Origin of the sequence: Pseudomonas sp. Irchel s3h17 (assembly GCF_900187505.1) — a bacterium.
Classification (GTDB): Bacteria; Pseudomonadota; Gammaproteobacteria; order Pseudomonadales; family Pseudomonadaceae; genus Aquipseudomonas.
In genome coordinates this window covers 51,267-66,788 of sequence record NZ_FYDL01000005.1, presented here as the reverse complement: position 1 = coordinate 66,788, position 15,522 = coordinate 51,267, and the positions used below count along the sequence as shown (strand labels likewise).

Below are 15,522 nucleotides of genomic sequence, written 5' to 3'. Positions count from 1 at the left end.
ACAGGATGCCAAGGTGTCTAAAGGACTATTTATTGTATTTGAGCGCAGGTTTATACCTGAATGCCTCAGTGTCCATCGCCGAACCCGGAGTCGAACATTACACATTGCTCAGTCGTTCAACCGCAAGCCACATGGCCATCCAACTGGATGAACCGCAACGGCAGTGGATACTCAACCAACGCGAACTGGTCCTGGGCAGCTCGGCCCCCGACTACCCCCCTTTTGACTTGACGATCAGCGGCCACGAATACGAGGGTTTTACCGCCGACTATGCCGGTATCCTGTCCGCCTCCCTGGGGTTGCCCATCAAGGTCCGTCGCTACCCATCCCGCGAAGCTGCCATCCAGGCACTTGAAAATGGCGAGGTCGACCTGCTCGGAACGGCCAATGGCTTCGAGGCCCGGTACTCGAATATCGCACTCTCCACCCCCTATGCCATCGACCAACCCGTCCTGGTGACCCGGGAAAGCGAGAGTCGTTCGTTGACCGAGGGCCTGGCCGGCCTGCGCTTGAGCATGGTCTATCACTACCTGCCACCGGAAGAGGTAAAGGCGCTCTACCCCAAGGCGATCATCACCCCCTATCCGTCCTATCTGAACGCAATCAATGCGGTTGCCTTCGACCAGGCCGATGTCTTTCTGGGTGACACCATTTCAACCCACTACATGATCAACAAGGGCTACCTGAAGAATGTGCGAATGGCCAACTTCGGAAAACACGAGGCCTATGGCTTCAGCTTTGCCGTTCGCAAGGACAATCAGAACCTGCTGCACATCATCAACACCGTGCTCAAGGCGGTGCCCGCGGGCGAACGGCAAAACATCGCCAAGCGCTGGAGCGCCGGCAGCGACATTCTTCTGACTGACCACAAACTGCAACTGACCCGCCGCGAAGAACGCTGGCTGGCGCAAAATCCGGTGGTCCGCGTGGCCGTCAACGATGCCTTCGCCCCGCTGACGTTCTTTGACACCGATGAAACATTCAGAGGGATTACCGCCGACCTGCTCGAACTGATCAGGCTGCGCACCGGCTTGCGCTTCGAGATTCAGCGCAGCCAAAGCGACAGCGAGATGATCAAGCAGGTTCAAGAGAATCGGGTCGACCTGATAGCCGCCCTGCTTCCCAATACCGAGCGTGAAGCCCTGCTGAGCTTCACTCGGCCCTATCTTGAGAATTCATTTGTCTTGCTGACCCGAAAAAGCGGCTCCAGCCCGACCAGCCTGGAGCAACTGGCAGGCAAAAGCCTCGCCATCACCCAAGGCAATCCGTTGCGCGACGACCTGCTCCGCGAGCACCCAACCATTCATCTGATTGAAACACCTGACACCTTCAGCACGGTAGAGCTACTTGCCAAGGGTCAGGTAGAGGGCGCGGTCAATTCGTTGGTGATTGCCAACTACTTCGTCGACTCGCAAGTGTTCGAGGACCGGCTGCAGATCAGCGCGACAATTGGCACTCGACAGGCCGCGTTTTCCCTGGCGACCGCGCGCGACGCCCCCGAACTGAGCGCCATCCTCGACAAAGCCCTGTTGAGCATCGCGCCAGATGAACTGGGGATAATCAACAGTCGCTGGCGTGGCTACACGGGAACCTCCGGCAGCACCTGGCGCACCTACCAGCGCTTGCTGTATCAACTGGTCATCGGCGGCAGCGTGCTGCTACTGACGTTGCTGGCCTGGAATGCCCATATGCGCAGGCAGATCAAGCAGCGTCAAAAGGCGGAGCGTGCACTCAGCGACCAGTTCGAATTCATGCAGACACTGGTCAACGGGACACCTCACCCCATCTATGTACGTGACCGCCAGGGGCTGCTGAAAAGTTGCAACGACAGCTATCTGCAAGCCTTCAGCGCCAGACGCGAGGACGTGATCGGCAAAGACGTGATGCAAGGTGCCATGAGCAATGGATTTGAAGCCAGGCAATACCACGCTGATTATCAACGCGTGGTGACCGAAGGCATTCCGCTGATTCTTGATCGCCCCCTGCACATCGGTCAGCAAAAGCTGACGATCTACCACTGGATTCTTCCCTACCGGGATTCGACGGGCGACGTCCAGGGAATCATTGGTGGATGGATCGATATCAGCGAACGACGGCAGCTTTTTGATGAACTCAGGTCTGCCAAGGAACAGGCTGATGAGGCCAATCGCGCCAAGAGCACATTCCTCGCCACCATGAGCCATGAAATCCGCACGCCGATGAACGCGGTGATCGGCATGCTCGAACTGACCCTCAGGCGCGCCGATCAGAACCACCTTGATCGTCCGGCCATCGAAGTGGCCTACAACTCGGCCAAGGACATGCTCGAACTCATTGGCGACATCCTCGACATCGCCCGAATCGAGTCCGGTCGCCTGAGCCTCACCCCCGAACGGGTGAACCTTGGCGAGACCATGGACGCGGTCGTGCGAGTCTTTGACGGCCTCGCACGACAAAAGAACCTCAGCCTGATCCTGGTGTTTCCCGATGCGGACGAACTGCCCGACGTCATGACGGATCCGCTGCGTCTCAAACAGATACTGTCCAACCTGATCAGTAATGCGATCAAGTTTACCGAGCAAGGCGAAGTCACCATCAAGGCCCACCTGCAACCCGCGCCGCAGTCCGATCGAAGGCTCATGGAGCTATGGGTCTGTGACAGCGGAATCGGCATCAGCGAGGACGATCAGCGTCGGCTGTTCGAGCCCTTCGCCCAGGTGGACCACACCGGGCACCGGGCCAGAAGCGGTGCAGGCCTGGGCCTGGTGATCTGCCGCGGCCTGTGTGAAATGATGGGCGGCACCTTGCAGTTGACCAGTGAACCGGGCGCTGGCACACAGGTCCGGGTGTGCTTGCCGATGACCGCACTGCCTGGCGCAGTCGCCCGGGACACCCCGCAACCGGTGATCACCAGGACCGCAACCCTCTTGAACGTGCTGGTGGTCGACGACCATCCCGCCAATCGATTACTGATGTGCCAGCAACTCGACTTCCTGGGGCATCGATGGGCCACGGCCAACAACGGTGAAGAAGCTTTTCGGAGCTGGAAAGAGGGCCATTTCGATCTGGTGATTGCAGACTGCAACATGCCCCTGATGAACGGCTACGAGCTCACCCATGCCATCCGTGCCCACGAGCAGGAAGAGCAGCGCCCACGTTGCGCGGTGCTGGGGTTCACCGCCAATGCCCAGCCAGAGGAAAAACAGCGATGCCTGCAGGCGGGCATGAATGATTGCCTGTTCAAACCCATCGGCCTGACGACGCTGAGTCAACGCCTGGAAGCACTGGAGCCCATCAGCAAGGACCAGGTCTTCAGCCTGGACGGTCTGCAATTACTCACAGGAGGTGACCCCCAGCGTGCGCATCTACTACTCGCCGAACTGCTCAACAGCAACCGCCTCGACCTGCAGGAGCTACTTGCTCTGCCACCTGCGAGCGGGCGGCAAGCCTTCATTGATGTCGCACACAAAATCAAAGGGGCGGCGCGCATCATCCAGGCGTCCCCCCTGATAGACAGCTGCGAGGCACTCGAACGCATGTGCCACGAGAACTTCTCTCAGGACGGGCTCCAAACCCACAAAAACCGGATGCGGTGCGCCATCCTTGAGCTGGAGCAGGCCCTGCAACGACAGCTCAGCCTGCAAGCCACTTCTCGAGTCGAGGCTCCCGACCTGACACCGACCCGATGAGCCAGAGCGCCGCCGGGCCTGCGAACAACCGGCCCCTGCTTGCCAGGTTGTTCGCCCCCCCTGGTTTGCTCGGTGGCCCCGCGGCTCAAGGCAGATTGGCCGGCATTTACTATGCTTGCGTGCTCAGCAGTGTGTAATGACCATGGAGAGACACCGCGATGCCCAGCCCACTGCGCCCGGAGAAACGCCGATTTCCACTGCACGTGCATATCAGCGTGATGTTCACTTTGCTTCTGCTGTTCACGGGCATTGTGCTGGGTATTTTCAACTATGGGCAAACCACGCAGATCATCCTCTCCAGCAGCGAAAAACTGTTCAACCGGATAGAGCAGGACGTTCGGCATGACCTGCACACGACTTACCGTCCCATTCGTCGCCTGCTGAACCTGTTGGTACAAAACCCCGCGATACAGGCGACGGACCTGGAGCAGCGACTCGCGCTGCTCAGGCCCTTCAGCCAGTCACTGGATGACAATACCGAACTGGCATCACTCTATGCAGGCTACGCTGACGGTGACTTTTTCATGGTCCGCCCGCTGCGCAGCGAAGCCCTGAAACAGACCCTCAACGCACCTGAAACTGCCGCCTTTCAAGTCTGGAGCATCGACCGTGACAGTCTCACTGGACACACCCGCTCCCAGTCCCTGTTCTACGACCCGTCACTGACCCTGATCGAGCGCCGGGACAACCCACAGGAAACCTACGACCCACGCACTCGCGCCTGGTTCAACAGTGCAAACGCAACCCAGGAGCAAATCACCACCGAGCCATACATTTTCTTTTCGACCCACAATATCGGTACGACCCTGGCCCGACGCAGCGGCGCCAACGCCGTGATAGGTGCCGACCTGACACTGGCCCAGCTGTCTGCGACCCTGGCCAGGCACCAGGTAACGCCCGGCACCGAAATCGTCCTGTTTGATGGTGATGGCAATGCCGTCGCCTACCCTGACAGCAATAAACTGATCATCAACGATCAGAAGGCGCACCTGGCCAAGGTCAAGGACCTGAGCCCGGCGCTGGACGCCCTGTTCAAGAACACCAGCAGCGGTCAACGGCTGGAGGTGGCCAGCCGTGAATGGATCTTTGCCCGCAGTAGCATTGCCGAGGGTGGCCCGCGAGGCTTGCAACTGGCCCTGATGGTTCCCGAAGACGAGTTGCTGGTGGACGCCTATCGAATGCGCTGGCAAGGCGCGTTGATTACCCTGGCCACCTTGCTGCTCTGCGTACCGCTGGGCTGGCTGACCTCAAGAATACTGGTCAAACCCTTGCGCGCACTGGTACAGGAAGCCGATGCCATCCGCAGCTTCGACTTCAACTACCCGGTCACTCGGCGCTCCCCCGTGCTGGAGGTCGACCAGCTCAGCGTATCGATGGCACGCATGAAAGACACGCTGGCCAGCTTTTTCGAAATCACCGACAGCCTGTCTGCGGAAACCCGCTTCGAACCCCTCTTGCAACGGGTGCTCTTCGAAACGGTGAAGATCGGCCAGGCGCAAGCTGGCCTGATCTATCTGCGTGAACACGATGGAAACCGCCTCGAACCCCACGGGTTGATCATCGAGGATCAGCCCCAGGCACTCTCGGCCTTCAACATCAGCGGCTTTGACCCTGACGACACCCAGCACCCTGCCTGGTTCCGGCAACTGCTGAGCCAGGACTCACTGGTGACCGTGCTCGGGTTCGAACAGGCCGCCGACCTGCAAGCGGTGTTGCTCGCCATGAATTGCCCGAGCGCTCACCTGATTGGCATTCGCCTGCACAATCGTCATAACGAAACCGTCGGCGCACTGGTCCTGCTGCTCACCGACACGGGCGCACACGCGGACCTGGAGAAGCTTCGACCAGACCGGATTGCATTCATCCAGGCGGTCTCGGGCGCCGCTGCCATCAGTATCGAAAGCCAGCGTCTGCAGGCCAGGCAACAACAGCTGCTGGACGCCTTCATCAAGCTGCTGGCCGGCGCGATTGACGCCAAGAGCCCCTACACCGGAGGTCACTGCCAACGCGTCCCCGCACTGACGTTGATGCTCGCCAAGGCCGCCGCCGCGAGCCAGGCCCCGGAGTTCATGGCCTACCAGCCTACCGATGACGAATGGGAAACCCTGCATATCGCCGCCTGGTTACACGACTGCGGCAAAGTCACCACCCCCGAATACGTGGTCGACAAAGCCACCAAGCTGGAAACCCTCAACGACCGCATCCATGAGATCCGCACGCGCTTCGAAGTCCTCAAGCGCGATGCCTGGATCGACTACTGGCATGCGCTTGCCCTGGGCGGGCACGAGCCGCACCTGAGTGAACTACGTGATACCAGGCTGGCCGCCCTCGATGACGATTTCGCCTTCATCGCTCGCTGCAACCTGGGGGGCGAAACCATGGCCGATGCAGACCTGCAACGACTGCACGGCATCGCCCAGCGAACCTGGACCCGGACACTGGATGACCGACTGGGTGTTTCCTGGGAAGAGAACCGCCGCCAGGCACGCACCCCGGCCCCTGGACTCCCCGTCAGCGAGTCGCTGCTGGCGGATCGACCCGAGCATCTGTTCGAACGCAACGACGCCGAACTGATACCGGAAGACAACCCCTGGGGGTTCAAACTCGACGTACCACCGTACAAATACAATCGCGGTGAGCTGTACAACCTGAGCATCTCCAAAGGCACCCTGACCCGCGAAGAACGCTACATCATCAATCATCACATCGTGCAGACGATCCTGATGCTCAGCCACCTGCCCTTTCCCGGGCACCTGAGTAACGTGGTGGAAATTGCCGGTGGGCACCACGAAAAAATGGATGGCACCGGCTATCCGCGCAAATTCAAGCGCGAAGAAATGAGCCTGCCTGCACGAATGATGGCCATTGCCGACATCTTCGAGGCACTGACCGCGGCGGATCGCCCCTACAAGAAGGCCAAGCCCCTGAGTGAGGCCCTGGCCATCATGGCCTTCATGTGCCGTGATGCACATATCGACCCGCAGTTGTTTGCGCTGTTCGTCAACGAAAAGATCTACCAGCAATACGCCGACAAATTCCTCGAGCCCCAGCAAATCGATGCCGTGGACTCGGCAACCCTGCTCGCCAAGGCAGGGCTGGCCAGTTGATCAGCAGTCGGTCAAGCGCAGGAAAATGGCCGCCAGCCGTTCAATGCCGGCCTGATCATCGACGCTGAAGCGGGCAAGGGATGGGCTGTCCAGGTCCAGCACGCCGATCAGGCGACCGTCCTTGACCAGCGGCACCACCAATTCGCTGTTCGAGGCGCTGTCGCAGGCGATATGCCCGGCGAACGCGTGCACATCCTCGACCCTTTGCGTGGTCAGGGTGGCCGCTGCCGCACCGCAAACACCACGACCAAACGGAATCCGCACGCAGGCGATCTGCCCCTGGAACGGCCCCAGGACCAGTTCTTCATTGCGGTTGAGGTAGAACCCGGCCCAATTCAGATCATCGAGCTGGTTGAACAGAAACGCCGAAAACTGCGCGGCATTGGCGATAAAGTCACGCTCATCCGCCAGCAACGATTCCAGTTGCGCACACAGCAGGCCATAGCCCTCCAGGCCCGCGCCAGTGCCTTGCAAATCGATCATGCCTTGTGCTCCAACAATTTGAGTCCTACCCAATACCGGGCAAACTGATACGCGCAACGGCCGTTGCGATTACCGCGCCCCGTGGCCCAGCGCACCGCAAGGATGTCGAGCTGTTCATCACGCTGCCACTCAAGGCCGGCCTTGGCTGCCAGTTGCCCCACCCAATGCTCGACCACATCGAGAAAGTGTTCCTGGGTGAAGGGATAAAACGACAACCACAAGCCAAATCGGTCTGACAGCGCGATCTTGTCCTCCACCGCCTCATTGGGGTGCAGTTCACCGTCGACCCTTTTCCAGTTCTCGTTATCGCTCTCTTTTTCCGGCACCAGGTGGCGGCGATTGGAGGTGGCATACAGCAGCACGTTGTCCGGCGCCTGCTCCAACGAGCCGTCGAGGACGCTTTTGAGCACCCGGTAATCGCCCTCGCCCGCCTCGAACGACAGGTCATCGCAAAACAGCACGAAGCGCTGAGGCAACCTGGCAATCTGTTCGACCACCCGGGGCAGGTCCGTCAGGTGATCGCGCTCGATCTCGATCAGGCGCAGACCGCCCTTGGCGTGCTCGGCCAACAACGCCCGCACCAGCGACGATTTGCCGGTGCCTCGCGCCCCCCAGAGCAGTGCATGGTTGGCAGGCATGCCATCGAGAAATTGCCGGGTGTTGCGGTTCAACTGCTCCAACTGTTTGTCCACACCGATCAGGTCGGACAAACGCATATCCAGGCTGACCTCGAGCGGCAATAGAAAACCGCTGCGCCCTTCACGTTGCCAGCGCGCGGCCAGGCACTGCGTCCAGTCGATGGCGGTGCGCTGCGCAGGCAGCAGAGGCTCGATACGAGCCAGGACCGCATCGGCGCGTTCAAGAAAGGCATTCAATCGAGAGTCCACGACTTCTCCTCAGGCTCGTTCACAGTAATGATGGGGACAGCACGGTAAAAACAGCGCGCAATGTCGGGCCGTTGGGGATAATGGCGCACCCGACAGACAGCCCGAAACCCGGTAATGATCAGCTATGCTTCGCCCAGAAGGGAAACGAAAGTGGTTCAGCACCCCATGGACATCAAATTCACCAACCGCCTGTCTTACAAGCAAGCCAGGCTTACCGTGCTGGTCGGTTTCATTCTCGGCATGCTGCTGAGCCTGCTGCAAATAGGCATCGATTATGCCAGTGAAGACGCCTCCATCAATCGGGAAATCCTGTCGCTGCTGGAAATCAGCCATAGCCCCGCCTCACGGATCGCCTACAACATCGATGCCGAACTGGCTCAGGAGCTGACGCTCGGCCTGTTGCGTTCGCCGGCCGTGATCGGTGCGCAACTGATAGACAACAACAATACCGTGCTGGCCAACGTAGAGCGACCGCGCTCACAAAACGCCTACCGGGTGATCAGCGACTTCCTGTTTGGCGCCAATCGCCAATTCAAGGAACGCCTGTTCCTCGAACACTTGCCCAACGAATCCCTGGGCACCCTGCTACTGGAGGTCGACACTTACACCTTCGGCACCCGCTTTCTGAATCGAGCTGGAGTCACCTTGCTCAACGGTTTTTTCCGTAGCCTGATACTCAGCGGGATTCTCCTGGCATTGTTCTACGTCATGCTCACCCAGCCGCTGGTCCGGGTCATTCGCGAGCTGAGCCTGCGAGATCCACGCAGCGCGGACCAGCCGCCGCTGGACTGTCCCGCAGACCATGAAAATGACGAAATCGGCGTACTGGTCAAGGTCGCCAACCAACACATCGAGACCATGGCCATTGAAATCCAGCAGCGACGCGCCGCGGAAAACCGGCTGACCGACTACCTCGGCCAGCTGGAGCATATCGTCTCGTCGCGTACCTCCGAGCTGAAAGCCATCAACACTCGCCTGACGTCGACCAATGGGGAACTGGAAGTCGCGCGACAGACCGCGCTGGACATGGCTCAGGCACGCTCGGATTTTCTCGCCAACATGAGCCATGAAATCCGCACACCGCTCAATGGCCTGCTGGGAATGATCGCGCTGTCACTGGACAGCCCATTGAATGCCGAACAACGCCAGCAACTGTCGATTGCCCACGACTCCGGCAAAGTACTGGTGGAACTGCTGAACGACATCCTGGACTTGTCGAAATTCGATGCCGGACAACTGGAACTCGAGCATATTCCCTTCGACCTCGGCTCACTGATCGAAGACACGGCCAACCTGTTGTCACAGAATGCGGCACCCAGCGTCGAGCTGACATGCCTGATCGATCCGCAGTTTCCCTCCCTGGTGCTGGGCGATCCGACGCGGGTTCGCCAGATCGTCAGCAACCTGCTGTCGAACGCCCTCAAGTTCACGCGCTTCGGACGGGTGGATGTGCGCTTGAGCACCCTTGAGGATGGCGTGCGAATCGAAGTGTGCGATACCGGCATCGGTATCGCGCAGGAGGCCCAGGTCAAGATTTTCCAACCCTTTACCCAGGCCGGTGCCGGTATCACCCGTCAGTTCGGTGGCACCGGGCTGGGATTGGCCCTGACTTTCAACCTGTGCAATGCCATGCAGGGTCGTCTGAGCATCAGCTCGGAGTCCGGGTTCGGCAGCCAGTTCTGTGCCGACCTTCCGCTCCCCACACACGCTCCCGCCACCCCTCACGCCCCACTGACAGGCAAGGTCCTGGCCATTACATCGGCCGGCAGCGGCCTGGCCGAATTGCTGCGCAACCTGCTTCCCGGCTGGGGTCTTGCCTATGAACAGCGCACGATTGACGATCCATTGACCCGCTACAATCCCGATCTGTTGATCACCGATTGCCCCGAGTGCCTGTTTCGCTTCCGACCGGCGTTCGATGCGCCCATCCTGCTGGTCACCGCCTACGGCAATTTCATGCCTGGCGAGGAAACCGCCTCCCTGGCCCCCCTGCAACAACTGGCTCGCCCCCTGGCTCGCAAAGCGCTCTACCACACACTGCGCCGCGCCCTGCAAGCTGACACGTCCTTGGTCAGCGACTCGCCGACACAAGGCCTTTCACCCCGGCAGCGGGCGCGAATCCTGTTGGTGGAGGACAACCCGGTCAATCAGCTCGTGGCCAAAGGCATGCTCAGCAAGCTGGGCAGCGACGTGACGGTCGCCGCCCACGGGGCCGAAGCCCTCGATCAGCTGGAACTGAGCCGCTTCGACCTGGTGCTGATGGACTGCAACATGCCCGTGATGGACGGCTATGAAGCCAGCCGGCACATCCGCCGCAGCGGTCGCTGGCCGGACCTGCCGATCGTCGCCCTGACCGCCAACGCCATGCCCGAGGAACGTGAACGCTGTCGGGCGGCGGGCATGAACGACTACCTGGCCAAGCCCTTTCGTCGTGAAGAACTGGCCGCCCTGCTGGACCTGTGGGCACCCGCTACGAAAACGCCTTGATCTGCCCCAGCAACTGATCAAGGCCTGCACGCAACTCACTCAAGCGCTGCAGGTCGACGCCGCTGTCGCACAACAGCCGCGCCTTGAGTGGCCCGACCTGCTCACGCAGGGAAACACCGGCCTGCGACAGACTCAAGTGCACCTCGCGCTCATCGCGCGCCGAGCGCTGGCGCTGGACCAACTGCATCTGCTCCAGTCGCTTGAGCAACGGCGTCAGCGTCCCGGAGTCCAGCGACAAACGTTCGCCCAGGGCCTTGACGGTTGGCTGTTCGGGGGCGCACTGCTGCCACTCCCACAACACCAGCATCACCAGGTATTGCGGGTAGGTCAGCCCCAGTTGATCGAGCATCGGCTTGTAGCCACGGATCACCGCCCGCGACGCGGCGTACAGCTTGAAGCAGAGCTGGCTGTCGAGCCCCAGCGAATCGGCTGACAGGTCGTTCATTTGAGCAGGGCTTCAATCTCGCGGGTCAGATCCTGCGGCTTGGTCGCGGGGGCGAAGCGCTTGACCAGCTTGCCGTCCTGGCCGATCAGGAACTTGGTGAAGTTCCATTTGATCCCCTGAGAACCCAGCACACCCGGTGCGCGTTTCTTCAGCTGAACAAACAACGGATGGGCATCACTGCCATTGACGTCGATCTTTTTGAACAGCGGAAAACTCACACCAAAGTTCAACTCACAGAACTCGGCAATGGCCCCCTCATCGCCCGGCTCCTGCTTGCCGAACTGATTGCACGGAAAGCCAAGCACCACCAGCCCCTGGTCCTTGTAGGTCTGCCACAACGCCTCCAGACCTTTGTATTGCGGGGTGAAACCGCACTCGCTGGCGGTATTGACCACCAATACCGCTTTGCCGGCGTAGTCGGCCAGGGTCTTTTGCTCACCGTTGATGGTGGTGCACGGAATGTTCAGCAGTTTGTCACTCATGGCGCGGCGCTCCTTGATCCAAAGGTTGGACAAGAGACAAACATAGCGAGCAATTAGATTGCGTGCAATTTAATTGCCTGAATACCGACCAACTGCACCGGGCGCGCCAGCGAAGGCGCGCATGACATTACCTTCGACGACGATGGATCACCGTCCAGCGCCGCCCATGCTACTGGCGAGGCACCAGGTCCAGGCACACTGAATTGATGCAGTAGCGCAAGCCGGTCGGCGGCGGGCCATCCGGGAACACGTGCCCCAGGTGCGCATCACATTTGGCGCACACCACTTCGGTGCGGATCATGCCGTGGCTGACGTCGCGGATCTCGACCATCGCGCTCGCGCCGATCGGCTGGTAAAAACTCGGCCAGCCGCAACCGGAGTCGAACTTGGCCTTCGCGTCGAACAACGGCTCGTTGCAACAGATGCAATGGTAAACACCGTCGGTTTTAGTGCCGTTGTACTTGCCCGAGAACGGTCGTTCGGTGCCCTTCAGACGGCAAACGTTGTACTGGTCCGGGTCGAGCATCGCACGCCATTCGTCCAGGGTTTTTTCCAGCTTTTCCATCGTTACACCTCGGCATTTGAAAAAGCCCGATCTGTACCTTTTCCACGGATCGGGTGGCACGTATGATTGCGCCTCATTTGACGCCAGTCTGGCAGCCGCGTTACACGCACTCAAACGGATTTTGCTGTTCGCAACCCGGGTGCCAGGCTGGTGTGAGAACGCAGGATTCCCAGTACGGTAGTTCATACGACGTCTGGATCGTTCATTTTCGGGAACACATCGCCATGCAGGTCAGCAAATCGAACAAGCTCGCCAACGTCTGTTATGACATTCGCGGCCCAGTGCTCAAGCACGCCAAACGCCTGGAAGAGGAAGGCCATCGCATCCTCAAGCTGAACATCGGCAACCCGGCACCCTTTGGTTTCGAAGCACCCGATGAAATCCTCCAGGACGTGATCCGCAACCTGCCGACCGCCCAGGGCTACAGCGACTCCAAAGGCCTGTTCAGTGCGCGCAAGGCCGTCATGCAGTACTACCAGCAGAAGCAGGTCGAAGGTGTCGGCATCGAAGACATCTACCTGGGCAACGGCGTTTCCGAACTGATCGTGATGTCGATGCAGGCCCTGCTCAACAACGGTGACGAAGTGCTGGTCCCGGCACCGGACTACCCACTGTGGACCGCCGCCGTCAGCCTGTCGGGCGGTAATCCGGTGCATTACCTGTGCGACGAGCAAGCCAACTGGTTCCCGGACCTGGCCGACATCAAGGCCAAGATCACCCCCAATACCAAAGCGCTGGTGATCATCAACCCGAACAACCCGACTGGCGCGGTGTATTCCCGCGAAGTCCTGCTGGGCATGCTGGAACTGGCACGCCAGCACAACCTGGTGGTGTTCTCCGACGAGATCTACGACAAGATCCTGTACGACGACGCCGTGCACATCTGCACCGCCTCGCTCGCACCGGACCTGCTGTGCCTGACGTTCAACGGCCTGTCCAAGTCCTACCGGGTGGCGGGCTTCCGCTCCGGCTGGATCGCCATTTCCGGCCCCAAGCACCACGCCCAGAGCTACATCGAGGGCATCGACATGCTGGCCAACATGCGCCTGTGTGCCAACGTGCCGAGCCAGCACGCGATCCAGACCGCCCTGGGCGGCTACCAGAGCATCAATGACCTGATACTGCCGCCTGGCCGCCTGCTGGAACAACGCAACCGCACCTGGGAACTGCTCAACGACATTCCAGGCGTCAGTTGCGTCAAGCCGATGGGTGCGCTCTACGCCTTTCCGCGGATCGACCCGAAAGTCTGCCCGATCCACAACGACGAAAAATTCGTGCTCGACCTGCTGCTCTCGGAAAAACTGCTGGTGGTCCAAGGCACGGCGTTCAACTGGCCATGGCCGGATCACTTCCGTGTCGTGACCCTGCCACGGGTGGATGACCTGGACATGGCCATCGGCCGAATCGGCAACTTCCTGAAGTCCTATCGCCAATAAGCCCTGCAACGCCGAGGGTCATTTCAATGCCCTCGGCGATCGACTCGGCAACAGATTAAATATTCTTCATCGCGACCGCGCCTCGATTGCTCGCGCAGGCGCCTGAGCGCGCGTTACACCCAATGATGGCGGTACTTGCGATAGTCATTAGCCGTCGGATAGGGGGTCGAATGAAATCAGAATTGCCCTGCGATGAACTGGAATCTGGCTGTAGGACACAGTTTGAAATAGTCACCCGGTTGAATAGCCCGGTGCATCACCTTATATACCCCGCAGTACGCTACATCTTTAGCATGAGGAGATTTCTACAACCATGATGCGCATCCTGCTGTTTTTGGCCACTAACCTGGCGGTCGTGCTGATTGCCAGCATCACCCTGAGCCTTTTCGGCTTCAACGGGTTCATGGCGGCCAACGGGGTTGATCTCAACCTCAATCAGCTGCTGATCTTCTGTGCGGTCTTTGGTTTTGCCGGCTCGCTGTTCTCGCTGTTCATCTCCAAGTGGATGGCGAAGATGAGCACCAGCACTCAAATCATCAGCCAGCCGCGCACTCGCCATGAACAATGGCTGCTGCAAACCGTTGAAGAGCTGTCCCGCGAAGCCGGCATCAAGATGCCCGAAGTCGGGATTTTCCCGGCCTACGAGGCAAATGCCTTCGCCACCGGCTGGAACAAGAACGACGCACTGGTCGCGGTCAGCCAGGGTTTGCTCGAGCGTTTCTCGCCCGATGAAGTAAAAGCGGTTCTGGCGCACGAAATCGGTCACGTCGCCAATGGCGACATGGTGACACTGGCCCTGATCCAGGGGGTCGTGAACACCTTCGTGATGTTCTTCGCGCGGATCATCGGCAACTTTGTCGACAAGGTGATCTTCAAGAACGAAGAAGGCCAGGGTATCGCCTACTACGTGGCGACCATTTTCGCCGAACTGGTACTGGGCATCCTGGCCAGCTCCATCGTCATGTGGTTCTCGCGCAAGCGCGAATTCCGGGCAGACGAGGCCGGTGCCCGCCTGGCCGGCACCAGCGCAATGATCGGTGCCCTGCAACGCCTGCGTTCGGAACAAGGCCTGCCGGTGCACATGCCGGACACCTTGAACGCCTTTGGCATCAACGGTGGCATCAAGCAAGGGCTGGCTCGCATGTTCATGAGCCACCCGCCGCTGGAAGAGCGCATTGACGCACTGCGTCGTCGCGGCTAAATACCACGACCATGAAAAAGGGCGACCACGGTCGCCCTTTTTTGTGCCCGCCCGCTTCAGGCGCCCGCCGTGCCCAGGCGGTAAACGCGCTCATCAAGGCGCGTGACACCGCCCTGAAGGAACTTCCAGCTCTCACCCAGGATATCCCGCACCTCAAGGACTTCGAGCTGCCAGCGATCACCGAGCAACGCCTGGACCTCGTCATCCTTTACCGCAAAGGGTGGCCCCGCCAACTGCGCCTGCTCATAGTCCAGGGTAATCAGCAGCCCCTCGCAGTCGGCAGGCACTATCCGCATCAGGTGGGCGACGTACTGCTCACGCATCGAGGGTGGCAAGGCAATCAATGCCGCCCGATCATAGAGCGCCGCGCAATCCGCCACATCGGCTGCTGTCAGCGCGAAAAAATCACCACACCACAACGCAATCGGTCCCGCCTCATAGACCTTGAACACCCCGCGCTCGGTAATACGCGGCGTCAGTTGTTGCTCAGCGAAGAAGTCGTCTACCGCCTTTTCCGACAGCTCGACGCCCAACACCCGGTAGCCCTGTCCTGCCAACCACACAAGGTCCAGACTTTTCCCACAAAGCGGCACCAGCACCCGGGCCTCGTCCTTTAGCCCCAATTGCGGCCAATAGCGCTGCAGATAAGGATTCACATCAGCCTGGTGGAAACCGATCTGATTGAGCGCCCAGCGCTTTTGCCAAAACTCCGGCTGCATAAATCACCCTGAAAATTCGATCAATTTGCACTAAAACTTATA

General features: G+C 59.8%; 11 protein-coding genes. 5 read left to right on the top strand and 6 right to left on the bottom strand.

Features of this window, described 5'->3' with window-relative positions; translation table 11 throughout:
• The first annotated feature begins 5 nt into the window (after positions 1-5).
• Entirely contained in the window at positions 6-3,668 is a 3,663-nt protein-coding gene (locus CKW25_RS08225) for a transporter substrate-binding domain-containing protein (protein ID WP_095078688.1), read from the top strand.
• A 158-nt stretch (positions 3,669-3,826) separates the two neighbouring features.
• On the top strand, positions 3,827-6,775 hold the full coding sequence (locus tag CKW25_RS08220; RefSeq protein ID WP_095078687.1) for an HD domain-containing phosphohydrolase: 2,949 nt from the start codon (positions 3,827-3,829) through the stop codon (positions 6,773-6,775).
• Here CKW25_RS08220 and CKW25_RS08215 read toward each other — a convergent pair whose 3' ends face one another.
• Both CKW25_RS08215 and CKW25_RS08210 read right to left on the bottom strand, forming a co-directional pair.
• Complete coding sequence (locus tag CKW25_RS08215; protein WP_095078686.1) at positions 6,776-7,258, bottom strand: GAF domain-containing protein; 483 nt, start codon at positions 7,256-7,258, stop codon at positions 6,776-6,778.
• Positions 7,255-8,145 carry an ATP-binding protein gene (locus tag CKW25_RS08210; RefSeq protein WP_095078685.1) on the bottom strand — a complete coding sequence of 297 codons (891 nt, stop codon included), beginning with the start codon at positions 8,143-8,145 and terminating at the stop codon, positions 7,255-7,257. The genes CKW25_RS08215 and CKW25_RS08210 overlap by 4 nt, the downstream gene beginning before the upstream one ends.
• A 165-nt stretch (positions 8,146-8,310) precedes the next feature.
• Here CKW25_RS08210 and CKW25_RS08205 point away from each other — a divergent pair, with 165 nt between their 5' ends.
• Complete coding sequence (locus tag CKW25_RS08205) at positions 8,311-10,632, top strand: response regulator (protein ID WP_095078684.1); 2,322 nt, start codon at positions 8,311-8,313, stop codon at positions 10,630-10,632.
• Here the strand turns inward: CKW25_RS08205 and CKW25_RS08200 are convergent.
• From CKW25_RS08200 to msrB, 3 genes are all read right to left on the bottom strand, one after another.
• A complete protein-coding gene (locus CKW25_RS08200) occupies positions 10,616-11,077 on the bottom strand; it encodes a MarR family winged helix-turn-helix transcriptional regulator (protein ID WP_095078683.1) in 462 nt (153 codons plus the stop codon). The two genes, CKW25_RS08205 and CKW25_RS08200, sit on opposite strands and share 17 nt — an antisense overlap.
• Positions 11,074-11,559: a glutathione peroxidase gene (locus CKW25_RS08195; protein WP_095078682.1), complete on the bottom strand. Its 486-nt coding sequence runs from the start codon at positions 11,557-11,559 to the stop codon at positions 11,074-11,076. Before CKW25_RS08195 ends, CKW25_RS08200 begins: the two co-directional genes overlap by 4 nt.
• Before the next feature lie 169 nt (positions 11,560-11,728).
• Positions 11,729-12,124: a peptide-methionine (R)-S-oxide reductase MsrB gene (msrB, locus tag CKW25_RS08190; RefSeq protein ID WP_095078681.1), complete on the bottom strand. Its 396-nt coding sequence runs from the start codon at positions 12,122-12,124 to the stop codon at positions 11,729-11,731.
• Positions 12,125-12,348: 224 nt separating this feature from the next.
• On the opposite strand from msrB, the gene CKW25_RS08185 reads away from it, so the two are divergent.
• Both CKW25_RS08185 and htpX read left to right on the top strand, forming a co-directional pair.
• Entirely contained in the window at positions 12,349-13,560 is a 1,212-nt protein-coding gene (locus CKW25_RS08185; protein ID WP_095078680.1) for a pyridoxal phosphate-dependent aminotransferase, read from the top strand.
• 313 nt (positions 13,561-13,873) lie between these two features.
• The gene (htpX, locus tag CKW25_RS08180) at positions 13,874-14,761 is read left to right on the top strand and encodes a protease HtpX (protein ID WP_095078679.1); all 888 of its coding nucleotides are present in this window, start codon (positions 13,874-13,876) and stop codon (positions 14,759-14,761) included.
• A gap of 56 nt (positions 14,762-14,817) precedes the next feature.
• Here htpX and CKW25_RS08175 read toward each other — a convergent pair whose 3' ends face one another.
• Entirely contained in the window at positions 14,818-15,480 is a 663-nt protein-coding gene (locus CKW25_RS08175) for a thiopurine S-methyltransferase (protein WP_095078678.1), read from the bottom strand.
• Between the last annotated feature and the right edge of the window lie 42 nt (positions 15,481-15,522).

Excerpts from the sequence above, each read along its gene's own strand:
- CKW25_RS08225 (WP_095078688.1), top strand. The coding sequence starts at position 6 with ATGCCAAGGTGTCTAAAGGACTATTTATTGTATTTGAGCGCAGGTTTA.
- CKW25_RS08220 (WP_095078687.1), top strand. The coding sequence starts at position 3,827 with ATGCCCAGCCCACTGCGCCCGGAGAAACGCCGATTTCCACTGCACGTG.
- CKW25_RS08215 (WP_095078686.1), bottom strand. The coding sequence starts at position 7,258 with ATGATCGATTTGCAAGGCACTGGCGCGGGCCTGGAGGGCTATGGCCTG.
- CKW25_RS08205 (WP_095078684.1), top strand. The coding sequence starts at position 8,311 with ATGGACATCAAATTCACCAACCGCCTGTCTTACAAGCAAGCCAGGCTT.
- CKW25_RS08200 (WP_095078683.1), bottom strand. The coding sequence starts at position 11,077 with ATGAACGACCTGTCAGCCGATTCGCTGGGGCTCGACAGCCAGCTCTGC.
- CKW25_RS08195 (WP_095078682.1), bottom strand. The coding sequence starts at position 11,559 with ATGAGTGACAAACTGCTGAACATTCCGTGCACCACCATCAACGGTGAG.
- msrB (WP_095078681.1), bottom strand. The coding sequence starts at position 12,124 with ATGGAAAAGCTGGAAAAAACCCTGGACGAATGGCGTGCGATGCTCGAC.
- CKW25_RS08185 (WP_095078680.1), top strand. The coding sequence starts at position 12,349 with ATGCAGGTCAGCAAATCGAACAAGCTCGCCAACGTCTGTTATGACATT.
- htpX (WP_095078679.1), top strand. The coding sequence starts at position 13,874 with ATGATGCGCATCCTGCTGTTTTTGGCCACTAACCTGGCGGTCGTGCTG.
- CKW25_RS08175 (WP_095078678.1), bottom strand. The coding sequence starts at position 15,480 with ATGCAGCCGGAGTTTTGGCAAAAGCGCTGGGCGCTCAATCAGATCGGT.